Source organism: Streptomyces marokkonensis (assembly GCF_008312835.1).
In the GTDB taxonomy this organism is placed as follows: Bacteria; Actinomycetota; Actinomycetes; order Streptomycetales; family Streptomycetaceae; genus Streptomyces; species Streptomyces marokkonensis_A.
This window is the reverse complement of the sequence record NZ_VSKS01000028.1, coordinates 53,987-71,971: the sequence shown is the minus strand read 5'-3', so window position 1 is coordinate 71,971 and position 17,985 is coordinate 53,987. Positions and strand designations below refer to the sequence as shown.

At 72.7% G+C, this 17,985-nt stretch carries 13 protein-coding genes and 1 pseudogene; 5 read left to right on the top strand and 9 right to left on the bottom strand.

The window, feature by feature from the left end; all coding sequences use genetic code 11:
- Positions 1–95 precede the first annotated feature (95 nt).
- Positions 96–875, top strand: coding sequence for a thioredoxin domain-containing protein (locus F1615_RS32670; RefSeq protein ID WP_167533923.1), 780 nt, complete (start codon positions 96–98; stop codon positions 873–875).
- 96 nt (positions 876–971) lie between these two features.
- Complete coding sequence (lgt, locus tag F1615_RS32665; protein ID WP_149552654.1) at positions 972–1,967, top strand: prolipoprotein diacylglyceryl transferase; 996 nt, start codon at positions 972–974, stop codon at positions 1,965–1,967.
- A 75-nt stretch (positions 1,968–2,042) separates the two neighbouring features.
- On the opposite strand, the gene F1615_RS32660 is transcribed toward lgt, so the two are convergent.
- The 6 genes from F1615_RS32660 to F1615_RS32635 are packed head-to-tail and all read right to left on the bottom strand — an operon-like array spanning position 2,043 to position 8,939.
- Positions 2,043–2,873: an HpcH/HpaI aldolase/citrate lyase family protein gene (locus F1615_RS32660; RefSeq protein WP_149552653.1), complete on the bottom strand. Its 831-nt coding sequence runs from the start codon at positions 2,871–2,873 to the stop codon at positions 2,043–2,045.
- Positions 2,870–4,099, bottom strand: a complete 1,230-nt coding sequence (locus F1615_RS32655) for a CaiB/BaiF CoA transferase family protein (protein WP_149552652.1) — start codon at positions 4,097–4,099, stop codon at positions 2,870–2,872. The genes F1615_RS32660 and F1615_RS32655 overlap by 4 nt, the downstream gene beginning before the upstream one ends.
- A complete protein-coding gene (locus tag F1615_RS32650) occupies positions 4,096–5,472 on the bottom strand; it encodes an ADP-ribosylglycohydrolase family protein (protein WP_149552651.1) in 1,377 nt (458 codons plus the stop codon). Before F1615_RS32650 ends, F1615_RS32655 begins: the two co-directional genes overlap by 4 nt.
- A complete protein-coding gene (locus tag F1615_RS32645; RefSeq protein WP_149552650.1) occupies positions 5,460–6,641 on the bottom strand; it encodes an ADP-ribosylglycohydrolase family protein in 1,182 nt (393 codons plus the stop codon). Before F1615_RS32645 ends, F1615_RS32650 begins: the two co-directional genes overlap by 13 nt.
- 7 nt (positions 6,642–6,648) lie before the next feature.
- The gene (locus F1615_RS32640; protein ID WP_244328930.1) at positions 6,649–7,938 is read right to left on the bottom strand and encodes an ADP-ribosylglycohydrolase family protein; all 1,290 of its coding nucleotides are present in this window, start codon (positions 7,936–7,938) and stop codon (positions 6,649–6,651) included.
- Positions 7,935–8,939 (bottom strand): ADP-ribosylglycohydrolase family protein, encoded by a 1,005-nt coding sequence (locus F1615_RS32635; protein WP_149552649.1) that lies wholly within the window; start codon positions 8,937–8,939, stop codon positions 7,935–7,937. The genes F1615_RS32640 and F1615_RS32635 overlap by 4 nt, the downstream gene beginning before the upstream one ends.
- Before the next feature lie 261 nt (positions 8,940–9,200).
- On the opposite strand from F1615_RS32635, the gene F1615_RS32630 reads away from it, so the two are divergent.
- From F1615_RS32630 to F1615_RS32620, 3 genes are all read left to right on the top strand, one after another.
- Entirely contained in the window at positions 9,201–9,932 is a 732-nt protein-coding gene (locus F1615_RS32630) for a VIT1/CCC1 transporter family protein (protein WP_149552648.1), read from the top strand.
- 368 nt (positions 9,933–10,300) lie between these two features.
- Complete coding sequence (gene gltB, locus F1615_RS32625; RefSeq protein ID WP_149552685.1) at positions 10,301–14,947, top strand: glutamate synthase large subunit; 4,647 nt, start codon at positions 10,301–10,303, stop codon at positions 14,945–14,947.
- Complete coding sequence (locus tag F1615_RS32620; RefSeq protein WP_149552647.1) at positions 14,940–16,403, top strand: glutamate synthase subunit beta; 1,464 nt, start codon at positions 14,940–14,942, stop codon at positions 16,401–16,403. The genes gltB and F1615_RS32620 overlap by 8 nt, the downstream gene beginning before the upstream one ends.
- Before the next feature lie 129 nt (positions 16,404–16,532).
- Here F1615_RS32620 and F1615_RS37235 read toward each other — a convergent pair whose 3' ends face one another.
- The 3 genes and pseudogenes from F1615_RS37235 to F1615_RS32610 form a co-directional block, all read right to left on the bottom strand.
- Positions 16,533–16,667, bottom strand: a complete 135-nt coding sequence (locus tag F1615_RS37235) for a hypothetical protein (protein ID WP_425385674.1) — start codon at positions 16,665–16,667, stop codon at positions 16,533–16,535.
- Positions 16,668–16,726: 59 nt separating this feature from the next.
- Positions 16,727–16,906: pseudogene (locus F1615_RS37230) on the bottom strand (chitosanase); the annotation flags it as partial.
- Positions 16,907–17,031: 125 nt separating this feature from the next.
- Positions 17,032–17,952 (bottom strand): rhomboid family intramembrane serine protease, encoded by a 921-nt coding sequence (locus tag F1615_RS32610; protein ID WP_149552646.1) that lies wholly within the window; start codon positions 17,950–17,952, stop codon positions 17,032–17,034.
- Between the last annotated feature and the right edge of the window lie 33 nt (positions 17,953–17,985).

Below are 17,985 nucleotides of genomic sequence, written 5' to 3'. Positions count from 1 at the left end.
GGCCGGGTATCAGCAGGTGGTCATACGGGTCCCTCGTACGGGTGGACCTGGGACCGGGGAGGCGCTGTGCGCCTCCCCGGTTCGTTCTGCGGGGTGTGAGCGAGAAGAACCGTGAGGGAAAGCGCACCGCCCGGGAGCGGATGGCGGTCGAGCGCGAGAAGCAGAAGGCGGCGGAGAAGCGACGCCGCGCCCTGATCGTGGGCGCGAGCGTGGTCTGTGTCCTGGGGCTCGCGGCGGTGATCGGCGTCATCGCCGCCAACTCCGGCGGCGACGACACCGAGAGCGAGTCGGCGGGCCCGGTCGTCGCGCCCTCGGGGGCCCTCGGCAAGGACGGCACGGCCATCCCCGTCGGCGAGCCGGGCGCCAAGGCGACGCTCACGGTCTGGGAGGACTTCCGCTGTCCGGCCTGCAAGTCCTTCGAGCAGGTCTACAGCCCCACCATCCACGAACTGACCGACGCCGGTCAGCTGAAGGCCGAGTACCACCTGGTCACGCTGATCGACAACGGCCTGGGCGGCACCGGCTCGCGCAACGCGGCCAACGCGGCCGCCTGCGCCCAGGACGCCGGGAAGTTCACGGCGTACCACGACGTGCTCTTCGAGAACCAGCCGATGGAGAGCGACGACGCCTTCGCCGACAAGGACAGGCTGATCGAGCTGGCCGGCAAGGTCGACGGGCTGGACACCCCGGTCTTCCGCTCCTGCGTCGAGGACGGCACGCACAACAGCTGGGTCGCCAAGTCCCACGAGGCCTTCCAGAAGGGCGGCTTCAGCGGCACGCCCACCGTGCTGTTCGACGGGAAGAACATCTACGAGGACCGCTCGATGACCCCCGAGAAGCTGAAGCAGATGGTGCAGGAGGCCAACAAGGGATAGCGCCGGCCGCCCGGGGAAGCCCGGGGTTCCTGTTATGGAGCCGTAGCCGGGCCGCCCACCGCGAGCCCGGTCCGGCACGGTAGCGTCGACCCTGCCATGGAACTTGCCTACATTCCCAGCCCGTCGAGCGGGGTGCTGTACCTCGGCCCCGTTCCGCTGCGCGGCTACGCGTTCTGCATCATCATCGGCGTCTTCGTTGCCGTCTGGCTCGGCAACAAGCGCTGGGTCGCCCGGGGCGGGCGGGCCGGCACGGTGGCCGACATCGCCGTCTGGGCCGTGCCCTTCGGCCTGATCGGCGGCCGGCTCTACCACGTGATCACGGACTACCAGCTGTACTTCAGCGAGGGCCGTGACTGGGTGGACGCCTTCAAGATCTGGGAGGGCGGCCTCGGTATCTGGGGCGCGATCGCCTTCGGCGCGCTGGGCGCCTGGATCGGCTGCCGCCGCCGGGGCATCGCGCTGCCGGCCTACGCCGACGCCGTCGCGCCGGGCATCGCCTTCGCCCAGGCGATCGGCCGCTGGGGCAACTGGTTCAACCAGGAGCTGTACGGGCGGTCCACGGATCTGCCCTGGGCGGTGGAGATCACGTCCTCCTCCGACGGACGGGTCCCGGGTACGTACCACCCGACCTTCCTGTACGAGTCGCTGTGGTGCATCGGCGTGGCACTGCTGGTGATCTGGGCCGACCGCCGCTTCAGGCTCGGGCACGGGCGGGCGTTCGCGCTGTACGTCGCCGCGTACTGCGTGGGGCGGTTCTGGATCGAGTACGTGCGGGTCGACGAGGCGCACGAGATCCTCGGGCTGCGGCTGAACAACTGGACCTCGATCCTCGTGTTCCTGCTCGCGGTGCTGTACATCGTGCTGTCGGCGCGGAAGCGGCCGGGGCGGGAGGACGTGGTGGAGCCGGGTGCCTCCGGCGGCTCGGACGGTTCCGCCGCCTCCGGCGAGGCCGGGGCCCTGGAGAAGGACGAGAAGGACGCTCCTGCCGCGAAGAACGACGAGGAGGAGGCTCCTTCCGCGAAGGAGGACTCCGGAAACTCCGATGACTCCGAGGAGTCGAAGGACGGAGCCGGGTCGGCCAAGAAGGGCTGACGGCTCGCCGTACGACGATGAGGGCGCCCGGATTCTTCCGGGCGCCCTCATCGTGTCGCGCGGCTGCGAAGGGGCTCAGGTCCGGCGGGCCAGGGACAGGGTGCGGTGGGCCGCCGTCACCACCGCCGTGTCGATGAACGTGCCGTCGGGAAGGGCCTGGGCGCCCGGGGTGGTGGCCGCTGCCTTGAGGATCGTCTCCGCCTGTTCGATCTCCTCCTTGGTGGGCAGGTAGGCCCGCTCGATGACCGGGAGCTGGCGCGGGTGGATCGCGGCGCGGCCCAGGAAGCCCAGGGCGCGGCCCCGGACGCAGGAGGCCGTCAGGCCGTCCAGGTCCCGGATGTCCGGGTGGACGGACTGGGTGGGCGGGGCCAGGCCCGCCGCCCGCGCGGCGACGACCACCCGGGAGCGGGACCAGTCGAGGCCGGCGTCGTCACGTACCCCCAGGTCGGCCCGCAGGTCCGCCTCCCCGATGGCGATGCCGCGCAGGGACGGGTGGGCGGTGGCCACCGCGTGGGCGCGCTCGATGCCGAGGGCCGTCTCCAGCAGGGCGTACAGCGGCAGCGCGCCGCCGTGCGCGGACACCGTCCGGCGCGCGACGCGTACCACGTCGGCCGGCGACGCCACCTTGGGCAGCCGCAGGCCCGACAGACCGGGGGCGTGGGCGACGGCCGCGAGGTCCGCAACGGCCCACGGACCGGACAGGGCGTTGACGCGGACGTGGACCGGGACCGGCTGGCGGTCGCGCAGCAGCTCGGCGGTGGCCGACCGGGCGTAGGCCTTGCGGTCGGGCGCGACCGCGTCCTCCAGGTCGATCACCACCACGTCGGCCCCGGAGGCGAGCGCCTTCGCGACGACGGCGGGACGGTCGCCCGGGACGTACAGCCAGGTCAGAGGGAAGCCCGTCACAGGGCGCCCTCCGCGCGCAGCTCCGCGAGGTCGGCCGGGGTGAGGCCAAGACCGGTCAGGACCTCCTCGGTGTCCGCGCCGTGCGGGCGGCCCGCCCAGCGGATCCCGCCCGGGGTGCCGGAGAGCCGGAAGAGGACGTTCTGCATGCGCAGCGGGCCCAGCTCCGGGTCGTCGACCGTGGTGATCGTGTCCAGCGCCTGGTACTGCGGGTCCGCCATGACGTCCCGTACGTCCTGGACGGGGGCGACGGCCGCCTCCGCCTTCTCGAAGGCGGCCAGGACGTCGGCGCGGCTGCGCCGGGCGATCCAGCCGCCGACCGCCTCGTCCAGGACGTCCGCGTGCCGGGCCCGGTCCTCGCCGGTGGCGAACCAGGGCTCGTCGATCAGGTCCGGCCGCCCCACCAGCACCATCACGCGCTCGGCGATCGACTGGGCCGAGGTGGAGACGGCGACCCAGGTGCCGTCGGCGGTGAGGTACGTGCCGCGCGGGGCGTTGTTCTGGGAGCGGTTGCCGGTGCGGGGCTGGACGTGACCGAGCTGGTCGTACCAGGTCGGCTGGGGCCCGAGCGCGGTCAGGATCGGCTCGATCAGGGCCATGTCGACGACCTGGCCCTCTCCCGTGCGGTCGCGGCCGGCGAGGGCGGTCATGACCGCGTACGCCGTGGTCAGGCCCGCGATGGAGTCCGCGAGGCCGAACGGCGGAAGGGTCGGCGGCGCGTCCGGTTCGCCGGTGATCGCGGCGAAGCCGCTCATGGCCTCGGCGAGGGTGCCGAACCCCGGGCGGTGCGCGTACGGGCCGAACTGGCCGAACCCGGTGACCCGGACCAGGATCAGCCTGGGATTGACCGCGGACAGTTCGGGCCAGCCCAGGTCCCACTTCTCCAGGGTGCCGGGGCGGAAGTTCTCGATCACGACGTCGGCGGTCCCGGCCAGGCGCAGGAGGGTGGCACGGCCGCCCGGCTTGGACAGGTCGAGGGTGATGGTGTGCTTGTTGCGGCCGAGCACCTTCCACCACAGGCCGATGCCGTCCTTCGACGGGCCGTGGCCCCGGGAGGGGTCCGGCTTCCTCGGATGTTCGACCTTCACGACCTCCGCGCCGAAGTCGCCGAGCATGGTGGCGGCGAGCGGTCCGGCGAAGAGGGTGGCCAGGTCCAGCACGCGCAGGCCGGTGAGCGGGGGGCCGCCGGGTGCGGGCGGCGGGGCGGTGGCCGGGTCGGAGGGCGTCATGGGCGGGAGGCCTCCAGGTGGGTCAGACGGGCCAGGCTGTCGAAACCGGAACCGTTGAAGTCGGCGACGGACGTGGCCAGCCGGTTCTTCAGCGGGGCCGTCCAGCGTTCGGGGAGCGCCCGGGGCGAACCCGCGAGCAGGCCGGCGACGCTGCCGGCGGTCGCGCCGTTGGAGTCGGTGTCCCAGCCGCCCGAGACCGCGCGGCACACGGAGCCGGTGAAGTCGCCGTCGGCGTGGGTGAGGGCGGCGGCGATCAGCGCGGTGTTGGGGACGGCGTGCACCCAGTGGTGGGTGGCGGCGTGGGTGTCGTGCAGCAGGTCGACGACGGTGGCGAAGTCCGCGTGCTCGCGTGCCAGTTGGATGGCGTGCCGGACGGCGCGGGCGAGCCGGGAGCGGGGCGGGACGACACCGAGGCCGGCGCGCAGACAGGCGTGGACGTCGTGGGCCCCGTCGGGGGCGGCGGCGACGGCGATGACGGCCGCCGTGAACATCGCCGCGTAGACGCCGTTGGCGGTGTGGGTGAGGGTGGCGTCGCGGTGTGCCTGCTCGGCGGCGGCGGCCGGGTCGCCGGGGTTGGTCCAGCCGTGCACGTCCGCTCGGATCAGGGCGCCGATCCACTCGCGGAAGGGGTTGTGGTGGCGGGCGGTCCGCGGGGGTTCCAGGCCGCTGAGGAGATTGCGGTAGGCGACGCGTTCGGCGGTGAAGGTACGGCCGGCGGGGAGTTCGTCGAGCCAGACGCGGGCCACGTCGGCGGTGGTGAAGGCGCGGCCGTGGCGTCGCAGGACGAGGAGGGCGAGCAGGGGGTAGTTGAGGTCGTCGTCCTCGGGCATGCCGTCGATGTTCTCGGCGAGGGAGGTGGTCGCGGAGCGGCGGTTCCAGGGGTGGCGGGTGAGGAGGTCCTCGGGGACGCCGCGGGCGGTGAAGTACGTGGTCAGGGGCCAGTTGCCGGTGGCACGGGCCAGGTCGCGGATGCCGGTGAGGGGGAGCTTCTCCACCGGTTTGCCCAGGAGGCAGCCGACCGCTCTGCCGAGCCAGGCGGCTTCCAGGGCGGCGGGGTGCGCCGCCCTGGCACGACCGCCCGCACCGGAGCCGGGCCAGTCGGGGCACAGGGACCTGATGGTGGTGAGGTCGGTCGGTTCCGCGTCCGCCAGGGTGCTGGGGAGGTCGGCCAGTTCGTCCAGGAGGTCCGTGGCCAGGAGGCGGAGGTAGGGGGAGGCCGGTGTGGGGGAGGCGCCCGCGGTGAGGGGGGCCTCGGGACCGCCCGCCGCTCGCCAGCGGGCGGCGACGGCCGAGGGTTCCCGGCCGTCCTGGGCCGCCTGGCGCAGCTCGTGGCCGATCAGGTCCTCCGGCTGCACCCAGGTCAGCCGCAGCATTCCGGGCCCTCCAGCCTCCCGAACGCGTCCTCGTGTGCGCGGCGGCGGTCCACGTCGCGTGCGAAGATCTCGCGGGCCACGGCGGTGAGCGCGGCCGCCGGTTCCCACAGGTCGAGGCGGCTGGCCTCCGCCACCGTCTTGGCCCAGTCCTCGGGGACCGGTGAGCCGAGGGCGCCGGTCACGGCGCCGGCCATCGTGGCGATGGAGTCGCAGTCGCGGCCGTAGTTCACGGCGCCCAGCACCGCGTGCCGGAAGTCGCCGCCCGCCACGACCACCATGCCCAGCGCGACCGGGAGCTCCTCGACGGCGTGCAGCCGGGACGGGCGCCGGGCGCCCAGGGAGGGGGCACGGTAGTCGGGGCCCACCGTGTCGTACGGGGTCACCGCCTCCCGCAGCGGGCGCAGCGCCGACTCGGTGTCCGTGTACCGCGCGGCCGTTTCGCAGACCTTCTCGATCGCCGCCCGCGTGCCGTCCTTCGCCAGCGACAGGCACGCGCCGACCACCGAGTCCGCGGTCGCGCCCGGCGCGCACGCCGCCGCCACGGCCGCCGCGAAGACGCCGGCCGCCTCCCTGCCGTACGACGACTGGTGGGCGCCCGCGACGTCCAGCGCCTCGGCGTAGGCGGCGGCCGGGTGGGCGGCGTTGACCAGCCCGACCGGCGCCATGTACATCGCGGCCCCGCAGTTGACGATGTTGCCGACACCGGCCTCACGCGGGTCGATGTGCCCGTAGTGCAGGCGGGCCACGAGCCACTTCTCCGCGAGGAAGATCCGGTGCAGCAAGATCGCCTCCGCCTCCAGCTCCGGGATCCAGCGCGGGTTCGTCATCAGGTCCGGGACCAGGTGGTCGGCGACGGCGTAAGCGTCCAGGTGGTCGCGGACCGTCGCGTACACCCGGACCAGCGCGTGGGTCATCAGGGTGTCGTCGGTGACGTGGCCGTCGCCCTTGTGGTACGGCGCGATGGGCCGGGCGGTGCGCCACGCTTCGCCGTTCCACGGGCCGACGACGCCGTGCACGCGTCCGCCGTGGCGCTCGACGATCTGCTCGGGGGAGTAGCCCTCGACCGGTCCGCCCAGGGCGTCGCCGACCGCGGCCCCCACGAGGGCGCCGGTGATCCGCTCGTCCAGGGGCAGGCCCCGGCCGGACTTTTCTGCCTTTTCGCGCGTCATGCCCGAATCATCCACCTGTCGTGGCCGGTTGTGCCGCTTCCAGGAGTCCGGCGAGTTCCACCAGGTCCGTTCCGGTGAGCCGGGGGAGGACGCAGCCGGAGAGCGTGCGGCAGGCCTCCCGCCACGACGCCGGGACCGCCGCGCCGCCGCCCAGCGCGCCGGTGAGGGCGCCGGCGAGCGCCGGGGCGGAGTCCGCGACCCGCGACAGACATGCCGCCGCGGGTACCGCCTCCGCGATACGGCCCCGGGCGGCGACGGTGAGGGCGAGGGCGACGGGGACGGTCTCGGCGGCGGCGATGCCGTAGCTGTAGACGTGGTCGACGATCTGGTGCTCCAGCGGCGGTACGAGGGCGAAGGCGCTGCCGGCGTCCGCCGCGAGCTTCAGGGCGTGCCGTGCGTTGCGGCCGATCTCCGTGTCCTCGGGCAGCTCGGCGCAGGCCGCGGCCACGCAGGCGTGCGGGTCCGCCCCGGTCAGGGCGAGGGCGACGGCGGCGGCCATGGCGCGGGCGCCGTGCACGCCGTCGCCGTCCTGGGTGTAGCGGGCGTCGAACTCGGCGAGGGCGGCGGCGGCCGCGGGGTCACCGGGGTGCGCGACGGCCAGCACGCAGGCCCGTACGCAGGCCGCGTCGTCGAAGTAGTGCGGGTTGTCGTGGCCGGTGGCGGGTGGGCGCAGGCCGGTGGCGAGATTGCCGAGTCCGGCGCGGACGGAGATGCGGGCGCGCAGGGGGAGCACGGCGGACTCCGTCTCGGGGGCGCGGTCCGCCGCGGCGGCGATCTCCCCGGCCACGGTGTTCCAGGTCAGGTCGATGGCCGCGCGGGTGCGGCGTTCGCGGCTCAGGTCGCCGAAGGCGGTCTCGTCGCCGGCCCGCAGCACGGCTTCCGCGGCGAAGGCCGCCCATTCGGCGTCGTCGGAGGGGCCGAGGCGGAGGGGTTCGGAGGGCTGGTTCAGGGCGATCGGTACGGGGAGGGTGGTGGTGGCGTTCTGTTCGGCGAAGGTGTCCAGTTCACGGGTGAGGCGGCGGGTCCACTCGGGCATGCGGGCGGCGCGGTGGCGGGCGGCCGGCCAGCCGGCGGCGTCGCCCGCGGCCAGGCCGAGGAGGAGGCCTTCGATTCTTGCCCGCGGGTTTCCCTGCGGCCGCCGGACGGGACGTTCGGCCTCGGCTGCGCCTCCGGCCCGGATGTTCCCGCCCGCACCGCCCGTGCGGGTTTCGGGGTCGGGTGGTCCTTGTGGGGGCCGAGCGCCGTCGGCGGGTGCGGGTGCGGGTGGGGACTCGGGGGAGGGAATCTGCGTGGTCATGACGAGGTCTCCGGGATCAGCAGGTCCGCGATGTCCAGGACGTGATGGCCCGCCATGGCGGGCAGACAGGTGCCCCGGGCCGGGGCGATGGCCGCCGCCCAGCGTTCGGGGACGGCGCCGACGCCCTGGGTCGCTCCCGCCAGCGCCCCCGCCACCGCCGCCGTCGTGTCGGCGTCGCGGCCCATGTTGACGGCCGTCAGCACCGCCTGCGCGAAGTCCCCGTCCGCCGCCGCGTACGCGCCGAAGGCGAGGGCGACCGCCTCGGGGGCCAGGTCGGTCCACGGGTAGCCGCCGATCACCACCGCGGAGCGGACCGCGCGTTCGCCGAGGTGGGCCGCGGTGGCGGCGCGGCGCAGTGAGCGGGCGGTCCAGGAGTCCTCCGGCACCACCGCCAGGGCCGAGGCCACCACCGCGACCACGGGCGCCCCGGCCATCGCCGCCGCGACCCCCGCCGCGACCGCCTGGCCGCCGTAGATGCCCTCGCCGTCGTGGCTGACCGAGCCGTCGATCGCCGCGAGCCGCGCCGCCTCGTCGGGACGGCCCGCCGCGAACACCCCGTGGGGCGCCGCCCGCATCGCCAGACCGTCGCTCCAGGCGTGCCGGTGCTGGGCGGAGATGGGCGCCGCCAGTCCCCTGCGCAGGTTCTCCAGCGTGCCCCGTTCGCTGAAGCCGGCGCCCCGGAAGGGACCCTCGGCGCGGTCCGCGATCCATTCGTGCCAGGCGGCCTCGACGTGCGCCGGTGTGAGTGCGGAGCCGTGCCGGGCCAGCAGCAGGCCCGAGAAGATCGCGTACTCGGTGTCGTCCGTGCCCGCCGGTCGGTCGGTCACGTATCCCGTGATACGGCCCCATCTCGCGCGGATCTCGGAGGGCTTCATGTTCTCGGCCGGGGCGCCCAGCGCATCGCCGACGGCCAGGCCGAGGAGCGCGCCGCGCGCCCGTTCCCGGCGCCCGAGGGCGTTCCCGGGCGCCGGGACGGAGGCGATGCGGGCGGTCGATGCCATACGCGGCTCTCCTCTCAGGTGCGCCCCGAGCAGGGCGCGGAGCCCTTTGCGGAACTGTCCCCGGTGAGGTGTCCGGCGCAGCCTCGCAGGCCCCAGCGTCACCCGGTCGACATCTGCGCGTCCTTCTACACAAACGAGCGGAAGATGCAAAACCGCAGGTTAGCCCAGCCTTTCCTTGCTGGCGGGCGGGAATGTGACGGCGTAGATTGTGCGTTGTCGAAGAATGGAACTTGTCCAAGGAAGACTCTGGGGGACACAGGCATGGCCATCATCGAGACCGAGGCGACGCTGCACGAGGCGCACCGTGACAACCACACGCACCGGGACGTGAACGGCGGGTGGCTGCGCCCCGCGGTCTTCGGCGCGATGGACGGACTGGTCTCCAACCTCGCCCTGATGACCGGCGTCGCCGGCGGTGCCGTCAGCCAGCAGACCGTCGTCCTCAGCGGTCTCGCCGGGCTGGCCGCCGGCGCCTTCTCCATGGCGGCCGGCGAGTACACCTCCGTCGCCTCCCAGCGCGAGCTGGTCGAGGCCGAGCTGGACGTCGAGCGGCGTGAGCTGCGCAAGCACCCGAAGGACGAAGAGGCCGAACTCGCCGCGCTCTACGAGGCCCGCGGCGTCGAGCCCGGCCTGGCCCGCGAGGTCGCCCGGCAGCTGTCCAGGGACCCCGAGCAGGCGCTGGAGATCCACGCCCGCGAGGAGCTGGGCATCGACCCCGGCGACCTCCCCTCGCCCACGGTCGCCGCCGTCTCCAGCTTCGGCTCCTTCGCGCTGGGCGCCCTGCTGCCCGTCCTGCCGTACCTGCTCGGGGCGAGCAGTATGTGGCCGGCCGTGCTGCTGGCGCTGCTCGGCCTCTTCCTGTGCGGCGCGGTGGTGGCCAAGGTGACGGCGCGCAGCTGGTGGTACAGCGGTCTGCGGCAGCTCGCCCTCGGTGGCGCGGCGGCCGGTGTGACGTACGCCCTGGGTACGCTGTTCGGAACGGCCCTAGGATAATGCCCCTCGCGCTTATGCGAGTGACCGCATAACTAATCGTTACTTGCTGGTTTCGGCGGCATGACCACCGGGCATGAGCCGTAAGCGCTGTGGGCAATGAGGCCGACGGCGTGCCCGCGGGACGGGCGAAGGAGCCCTTTCCCGCCATCGACCGGGGGACATCGATCTGTCCGGACCGGTCTCCAAGACTTCCACCACCGGCGCGGAATCCCGCCGCGACCCGTGTGGTGTCCGCATGGTGGAACGGAGTATCCCGGTTCCCGAGAACGGCTCCATCATGTAACCTGCACGAAATTTCGCACCACGCAGAGGGCCAACGTCGTCCCTCGGCACTTTGCACATGCCACATGACGACGACGGGAGAGCCGATGCGTACGCCGCGCCAGCCGTCCCAGCATTCTCCGAGCGACCGCCTGAACTGGTCGTTCATGGATGCTCGCCCTGCTGCGCAGGGTATGTACGACCCCCGCAACGAGCACGACGCCTGCGGCGTCGGCTTCGTCGCCACCCTGACAGGCGAGGCGTCCCACACCCTGGTCGAGCAGGCCCTCACCGTCCTGCGCAACCTCGAACACCGCGGTGCCACCGGCTCCGAGCCGGACTCCGGTGACGGCGCCGGAATCCTCTCCCAGGTGCCGGACGCCTTCTTCCGCGAGGTGGCCGGATTCGAGCTGCCCGAGGCCGGCGGCTACGCCGTGGGCATCGCCTTCCTGCCGGAGGACGGCACCGACGCCGCCGTCGCCCGGATCGAGGAGATCGCCGCCGCCGAGGGCCTGACCGTCCTCGGCTGGCGCGAGGTGCCGGTGGCGCCCCAGCTGCTGGGTGCCACGGCCCGTTCGACGATGCCGGTGTTCCGGCAGATCTTCGTCACCGACGGCCGGAGCCGGGGCCTCGAGCTCGACCGCCGGGCGTTCGTGCTGCGCAAGCGCGCCGAGCGCGAGGCGGGCGTCTACTTCCCGTCGCTGTCCGCGCGGACCATCGTCTACAAGGGCATGCTGACCACCGGCCAGCTCGAGCCCTTCTTCCCGGACCTGTCCGACCGCCGCTTCGGCTCGGCGATCGCGCTCGTGCACTCCCGGTTCTCCACGAACACCTTCCCGTCGTGGCCGCTCGCGCACCCGTACCGCTTCGTCGCGCACAACGGTGAGATCAACACCGTCAAGGGCAACCGCAACTGGATGCGTGCCCGCGAGTCGCAGCTCGCCTCCGACCTGTTCGGCTCCGCCGACCACGGGCACAGCGGCTCCGCCGACCATGGGCACAGCGGCACCGGCAAGGGCCTCGAGCGGATCTTCCCGGTCTGCACGCCCGACGCCTCCGACTCCGCCTCCTTCGACGAGGTCCTGGAACTGCTGCACCTGGGCGGCCGCTCCCTGCCGCACTCCGTGCTGATGATGATCCCGGAGGCGTGGGAGAACCACGACTCCATGGACCCCGCGCGGCGCGCCTTCTACCAGTACCACTCCACGATGATGGAGCCCTGGGACGGTCCCGCCTGCGTCACCTTCACCGACGGCACCCAGGTCGGCGCCGTGCTCGACCGCAACGGCCTGCGTCCCGGCCGCTACTGGGTCACCGACGACGGTCTGGTCGTCCTCGGCTCCGAGGTCGGCGTCCTGGACATCGACCCGTCGAAGGTCGTCCGCAAGGGCCGCCTCCAGCCCGGGCGCATGTTCCTCGTCGACACCGCCGAGCACCGCATCATCGAGGACGACGAGATCAAGGCCGCGCTCGCCGCCGAGCACCCCTACGCGGAGTGGCTCGAGGCCGGCGAGATCGAGCTGTCCGACCTGCCCGAGCGCGAGCACATCGTGCACACCCACGCCTCGGTCACCCGCCGCCAGCAGACCTTCGGCTACACCGAGGAGGAACTGCGCGTCCTCCTCGCGCCGATGGCCACGGCCGGCGCCGAGCCGATCGGCTCGATGGGCACCGACTCGCCGATCGCCGCGCTCAGCGAGCGCCCGCGCCTGCTCTTCGACTACTTCACCCAGCTGTTCGCCCAGGTCACCAACCCGCCGCTGGACGCGATCCGCGAGGAGCTGGTCACCTCCCTGCTCTCCTCGCTGGGCCCGCAGGGCAACCTGCTCGAGCCGACCGCCGCCGCGTGCCGCAGCGTCACGCTGCCCTTCCCGGTGATCGACAACGACGAGCTGGCCAAGCTCATCCACGTCAACGCCGACGGCGACATGCCGGGCTTCAAGGCCGCGACCCTCTCCGGCCTGTACCGGGTCTCCGGCGGCGGCGACGCCCTCGCGGAACGCATCGAGGCGATCTGCGTCGAGGCCGACGCCGCCATCGAGAACGGCGCCCGCCTCATCGTCCTGTCCGACCGGCACTCCGACGCCGAGCACGCGCCGATCCCGTCGCTGCTGCTCACCGCGGCCGTCCACCACCACCTCATCCGCACCAAGCAGCGCACCCAGGTGGGCCTGCTGGTCGAGGCCGGTGACGTCCGCGAGGTCCACCACGTGGCCCTGCTCATCGGGTACGGCGCCGCCGCCGTCAACCCCTACCTGGCGATGGAATCCGTCGAGGACCTGGTCCGCGCGGGCACCTTCCTGCCGGGCATCGAGCCCGAGCAGGCCATCCGCAACCTGATCCACGCCCTCGGCAAGGGCGTTCTGAAGGTCATGTCCAAGATGGGCATCTCCACCGTCGCCTCCTACCGCGGCGCCCAGGTCTTCGAGGCCGTCGGCCTGGCGCAGGACTTCGTCGAGAAGTACTTCAACGGCACCGCCACCAAGATCGGCGGCGTCGGCATCGACGTCATCGCCAAGGAGGTCGCCGCCCGCCACGCCAAGGCCTACCCGGCCTCCGGCATCGCGCCCGCGCACCGGGCCCTGGACATCGGCGGCGAGTACCAGTGGCGCCGCGAGGGCGAACCGCACCTGTTCGACCCGGAGACGGTCTTCCGCCTCCAGCACTCCACGCGCTCCGGCCGCTACGACATCTTCAAGAAGTACACCGAGCGCGTGAACGAGCAGTCCGAGCGGCTGATGACGCTCCGCGGGCTCTTCGGCTTCAAGTCCGGCCGGGGACCGATCCCGGTCGACGAGGTCGAGCCGGTCTCCGAGATCGTCAAGCGGTTCTCGACCGGCGCCATGTCGTACGGCTCCATCTCCCAGGAGGCGCACGAGACCCTCGCCATCGCCATGAACCAGCTGGGCGGCAAGTCCAACACCGGTGAGGGCGGCGAGGACCCGGAGCGGCTGTACGACCCGGCCCGCCGGTCGTCCATCAAGCAGGTGGCCTCCGGCCGCTTCGGTGTGACCTCCGAGTACCTGGTCAACTCCGACGACATCCAGATCAAGATGGCCCAGGGCGCCAAGCCCGGCGAGGGCGGCCAGCTGCCCGGCCACAAGGTCTACCCGTGGGTGGCGAAGACCCGGCACTCGACGCCGGGCGTGGGGCTCATCTCCCCGCCGCCGCACCACGACATCTACTCCATCGAGGACCTCGCCCAGCTGATCCACGACCTGAAGAACGCCAACCCCCAGGCGCGCATTCACGTCAAGCTGGTCTCCGAGGTCGGCGTCGGCACCGTCGCCGCGGGTGTGTCGAAGGCGCACGCGGACGTCGTCCTCATCTCCGGCCACGACGGCGGTACGGGCGCCTCCCCGCTCACCTCGCTCAAGCACGCGGGCGGTCCCTGGGAGCTGGGCCTCGCCGAGACCCAGCAGACCCTGCTGCTCAACGGCCTGCGCGACCGGATCGTGGTGCAGACCGACGGCCAGCTCAAGACCGGCCGTGACGTGGTCATCGCCGCGCTGCTCGGCGCCGAGGAGTTCGGCTTCGCGACGGCCCCGCTGGTCGTCTCCGGCTGCGTCATGATGCGCGTCTGCCACCTGGACACCTGCCCCGTCGGCATCGCCACGCAGAACCCGGTGCTGCGCGACCGGTACTCCGGCAAGGCCGAATACGTCGTGAACTTCTTCCGGTTCATCGCCGAGGAGGTCCGCGAGCTCCTCGCCGAGCTGGGCTTCCGCTCCATCGAGGAGGCCGTCGGTCACGCCGAGGTCCTCGACGTGACCCGCGCGGTGAACCACTGGAAGGCGCAGGGTCTGGAGCTGGCGCCGCTGTTCCACGTGCCCGAGCTGCCCGAGGGCGCCGTCCGCCACCAGGCCGTCGCCCAGGACCACGGCCTGGAGAAGGCGCTCGACAACGAGCTGATCAAGCTCGCCGCCGACGCGCTCTCCGCCTCCGGCGCCGAGGACGCCCAGCCGGTGCGCGCCCGGGTCGCCATCCGCAACATCAACCGCACGGTCGGCACCATGCTCGGCCACGAGGTGACCCGGAAGTTCGGCGGCGCGGGCCTGCCCGACGACACCATCGACATCACCTTCACCGGCAGCGCCGGCCAGTCCTTCGGCGCCTTCGTCCCGCGCGGTGTCACGCTGCGCCTGGAGGGCGACGCCAACGACTACGTCGGCAAGGGCCTGTCCGGCGGCCGGATCGTCGTCCGCCCGGACCGCGCGGCCGACCACCTCGCCGAGTACAGCGTCATCGCGGGCAACACCCTCGCCTACGGTGCCACCGGCGGCGAGATGTTCCTGCGCGGCAAGGTCGGCGAGCGGTTCTGCGTCCGCAACTCCGGCGCGCTGGTCGTCTCGGAGGGCGTGGGCGACCACGGCTGCGAGTACATGACCGGCGGCCACGCGGTCGTCCTCGGCGAGACCGGACGCAACTTCGCGGCCGGCATGTCCGGAGGCGTGGCCTACGTCATCGACCTCGACCCGGACAACGTCAACGCCGGCAACCTGAACGCCGTGGAGGCGCTGGACGACGCCGACAGGCAGTGGCTGCACGAGGTGGTCCGCCGGCACCAGGAGGAGACGGGCTCCACCGTCGCCGAGAAGCTGCTCGCCGAGTGGGACACCGCCGTGCGGCGCTTCAGCAAGATCATCCCCAGCACGTACAAGGCAGTGCTCGCCGCCAAGGACGCCGCCGAGCGAGCCGGTCTGTCCGAGACCGAGATCACCGAGAAGATGATGGAGGCGGCGATCAATGGCTGACCCGAAGGGCTTTCTGAACCACGGCCGCGAGGTCGCCAGGTCCCGTCCGGTCGAGGAGCGCACGAAGGACTGGAACGAGGTCTACGTCCCCGGCTCCCTGCTGCCGATCATCAGCAAGCAGGCCAGCCGCTGCATGGACTGCGGCATCCCCTTCTGCCACAACGGCTGCCCGCTCGGGAACCTCATCCCCGAGTGGAACGACTACGCCTACCGGGAGGACTGGGGGGCCGCGTCCGAGCGGCTGCACGCCACCAACAACTTCCCGGAGTTCACCGGCCGCCTGTGCCCCGCTCCGTGCGAGTCGGCGTGTGTGCTCGGCATCAACCAGCCGCCGGTCACCATCAAGAACGTCGAGGTCTCGATCATCGACAAGGCGTGGGAGGCCGGGGACGTCGCGCCGCAGATCCCCGAGCGCCTGTCCGGCAAGACCGTCGCGGTGGTCGGCTCCGGCCCCGCGGGTCTGGCCGCCGCCCAGCAGCTGACCCGGGCCGGCCACACGGTCGCCGTCTACGAGCGCGCCGACCGCATCGGCGGCCTGCTCCGGTACGGGATCCCCGAGTTCAAGATGGAGAAGCGGCACATCAACCGCCGCATCGAGCAGATGCGCGCGGAGGGCACCAAGTTCCGCACCGGCGTGGAGATCGGCCGCGACATGCCGGCGACGGCGCTGCGCAAGCGGTACGACGCCGTGGTCCTCGCCGTCGGCGCCACGACGGCGCGCGACCTGCCGGTGCCGGGCCGGGAGCTCAAGGGCATCCACCAGGCCATGGAGTACCTGCCGCTGGCCAACAAGGTGCAGGAGGGCGACTACGTAGCCCCGCCGATCTCCGCCGAGGGCAAGCACGTCGTGGTGATCGGCGGCGGTGACACCGGCGCCGACTGCGTGGGCACCGCCCACCGCCAGGGCGCCGCGTCCGTGACGCAGCTGGAGATCATGCCCCGCCCGGACGAGGAGCGGAACCCGGTCTCCCAGCCGTGGCCGACCTTCCCGATGCTCTACAAGGTCACCAGCGCCCACGAGGAGGGCGGTGAGCGGATCTACTCCGTCTCCACCACCCACTTCGAGGGCGACGAGGACGGCAACGTCCAGTGGCTGCACATGAGCGAGGTCGAGTTCGTCGACGGCAGGCTGACGCCGAAGCCGGGCACCGAGCGCAAGATCCCGGCCCAGCTGGTCACCCTCGCCATGGGCTTCACCGGCACCGACCGGGACAACGGTCTGGTCGAGCAGTTCGGCCTGGAGCTCGACGAGCGCGGTAACATCGCCCGCGACGCCGACTTCCAGACCAACGTGCCGGGTGTGTTCGTCGCCGGTGACGCCGGCCGCGGCCAGTCGCTCATCGTGTGGGCCATCGCCGAGGGCCGTTCGGCCGCGCGGGGCTGCGACCGCTTCCTCACCGGGGCGAGCGAGCTGCCGGCCCCGATCCGTCCGACGGACCGCTCGCTCATGGTCTGACCAAGCGGCCCCCAAGGAGACCTGACGGTCCCTCATATGCGTCCCGTACAAAGGCGTACGGAACACCTGGTGGCGCCTGCCCGCCAGTCCCCGACCGGACGACTGGGCAGGCGCCGCCGCATGTCCGGCTCACGCCACCTCGCAGCGCGTCCCGTGCATCGTCCACTCCAGCGGGGTCGCCAGGTCCAGGTTGCCCTCGTCGAGGAAGCGGCGCCGGCCGGTGTCGACGCGGCCGGTGTCGTGGCCGGGGTGCAGCACCCGCATCGCCTGCGGCGGACGTCGAGGAAGGCGGAGAGGTACGCCTTTTCGTCGCCGCCCTCGGCCGGGGTGTCCGCCCGCTGCACGGCGTCCGCGCGGATGCCGCCGAAGCTCGTGGAACCGTCTCCGGGGCCGTGGTGGACGATCGCGTCGCAGTAGATGAACTGGCCCAGTGCCGACAGCCCGTCGCGCTCGGCCCGCCGGACCGAAGTACACCGTGTCCCGCTCGGCGTCCTGCGCGGCACGGAACCCCGGGCGCTCCGCCTCCGCCCTTCCACGCCGCCGTGAACCCCGGGTCCGGGCCCTCGCGACGACGGACAGGGCCGTGAGCAGGGCACGCTTCAGGGGCCGAGCGTACGGAAGAGACGGTTCACACGGCGCCGCCGCCCAGCGCCGCGGCCTTCCCCAGGGCCAGTACGGCCAGGAGCGCCAGCAGGGCGGCACAGGCCGCCGCCTGGATCAGCACCCGGCGCTCGCCGCGGGGCACGTACGCGAAGACCAGCGCCACCGCGCCGCCCGCCAGCAGCCCGCCGAGGTGCCCCTCCCAGGACGTGACGACCGCGGAGATCACCAGCCACAGCAGCAGCCCGGCCATGTAGCGGTTGACCTGGGCCAGGTCGGCGCCGACGCGCCGCGCCACCACGTAGTACGCGGCGCCCACGCCGAAGATCGCACCGGACGCGCCGACCACGGCGTCCTCGGGCGCGATCAGCAGCACCAGCACCGAACCGCCCAGCGCCGACAGCAGATACAGGGCGAGGTAGTGCACCCGGCCCAGCATCGGCTCGACGAGCCGGCCCAGGTTCCACAGCGCCACCATGTTCATCACGACGTGGAAGACGCCGAACGTCCCCTCGGTGGGCGGCAGATGCAGGAACGCGCCGGTCAGCATCCGGTACCACTCCCCGTCCACCACCCCCTCCGGAGTGAAACCCCAGGGGTACGGGTCGGCCCACACGTAGTGCTCCCCGTCAGGACCGAGCAGCCCCGCGCCCACCATCGCGAACCGGTCCACGATCTCCGGCCGCACCAGCTCCGCCAGGTACACCAGCACGTTGAGGGCGATCAGCGCGTACGTCACGACGGGCACCGCCGAGACGGTGCCGCCCACCACGGTGCGGGCCTGCCGGACGGAGCGCGCGCCCTCCTTCACGCAGTCGGGGCACTGGTAACCCACGGCCGCCTCCCGCATGCAGTCCGGGCAGATGTGGCGCTCGCAGCGCGTGCACCGGACGTGGCACTCCACCTGGGGATGGCGGTAGCAGGTGGTGACGGTGGACTCGGAATCCACGGGCCGGCTCCTCGGGGGGACGGGACGGACATG

Bases quoted from the DNA above. Each gene is read 5' to 3' on its own strand.
- lgt (WP_149552654.1), top strand. From the start codon at position 972: ATGGAACTTGCCTACATTCCCAGCCCGTCGAGCGGGGTGCTGTACCTC.
- F1615_RS32655 (WP_149552652.1), bottom strand. From the start codon at position 4,099: ATGACGCCCTCCGACCCGGCCACCGCCCCGCCGCCCGCACCCGGCGGC.
- F1615_RS32650 (WP_149552651.1), bottom strand. From the start codon at position 5,472: ATGCTGCGGCTGACCTGGGTGCAGCCGGAGGACCTGATCGGCCACGAG.
- F1615_RS32645 (WP_149552650.1), bottom strand. From the start codon at position 6,641: ATGACGCGCGAAAAGGCAGAAAAGTCCGGCCGGGGCCTGCCCCTGGAC.
- F1615_RS32640 (WP_244328930.1), bottom strand. From the start codon at position 7,938: ATGACCACGCAGATTCCCTCCCCCGAGTCCCCACCCGCACCCGCACCC.
- F1615_RS32635 (WP_149552649.1), bottom strand. From the start codon at position 8,939: ATGGCATCGACCGCCCGCATCGCCTCCGTCCCGGCGCCCGGGAACGCC.
- F1615_RS32630 (WP_149552648.1), top strand. From the start codon at position 9,201: ATGGCCATCATCGAGACCGAGGCGACGCTGCACGAGGCGCACCGTGAC.
- gltB (WP_149552685.1), top strand. From the start codon at position 10,301: ATGCGTACGCCGCGCCAGCCGTCCCAGCATTCTCCGAGCGACCGCCTG.
- F1615_RS32620 (WP_149552647.1), top strand. From the start codon at position 14,940: ATGGCTGACCCGAAGGGCTTTCTGAACCACGGCCGCGAGGTCGCCAGG.
- F1615_RS37235 (WP_425385674.1), bottom strand. From the start codon at position 16,667: ATGCGGGTGCTGCACCCCGGCCACGACACCGGCCGCGTCGACACCGGC.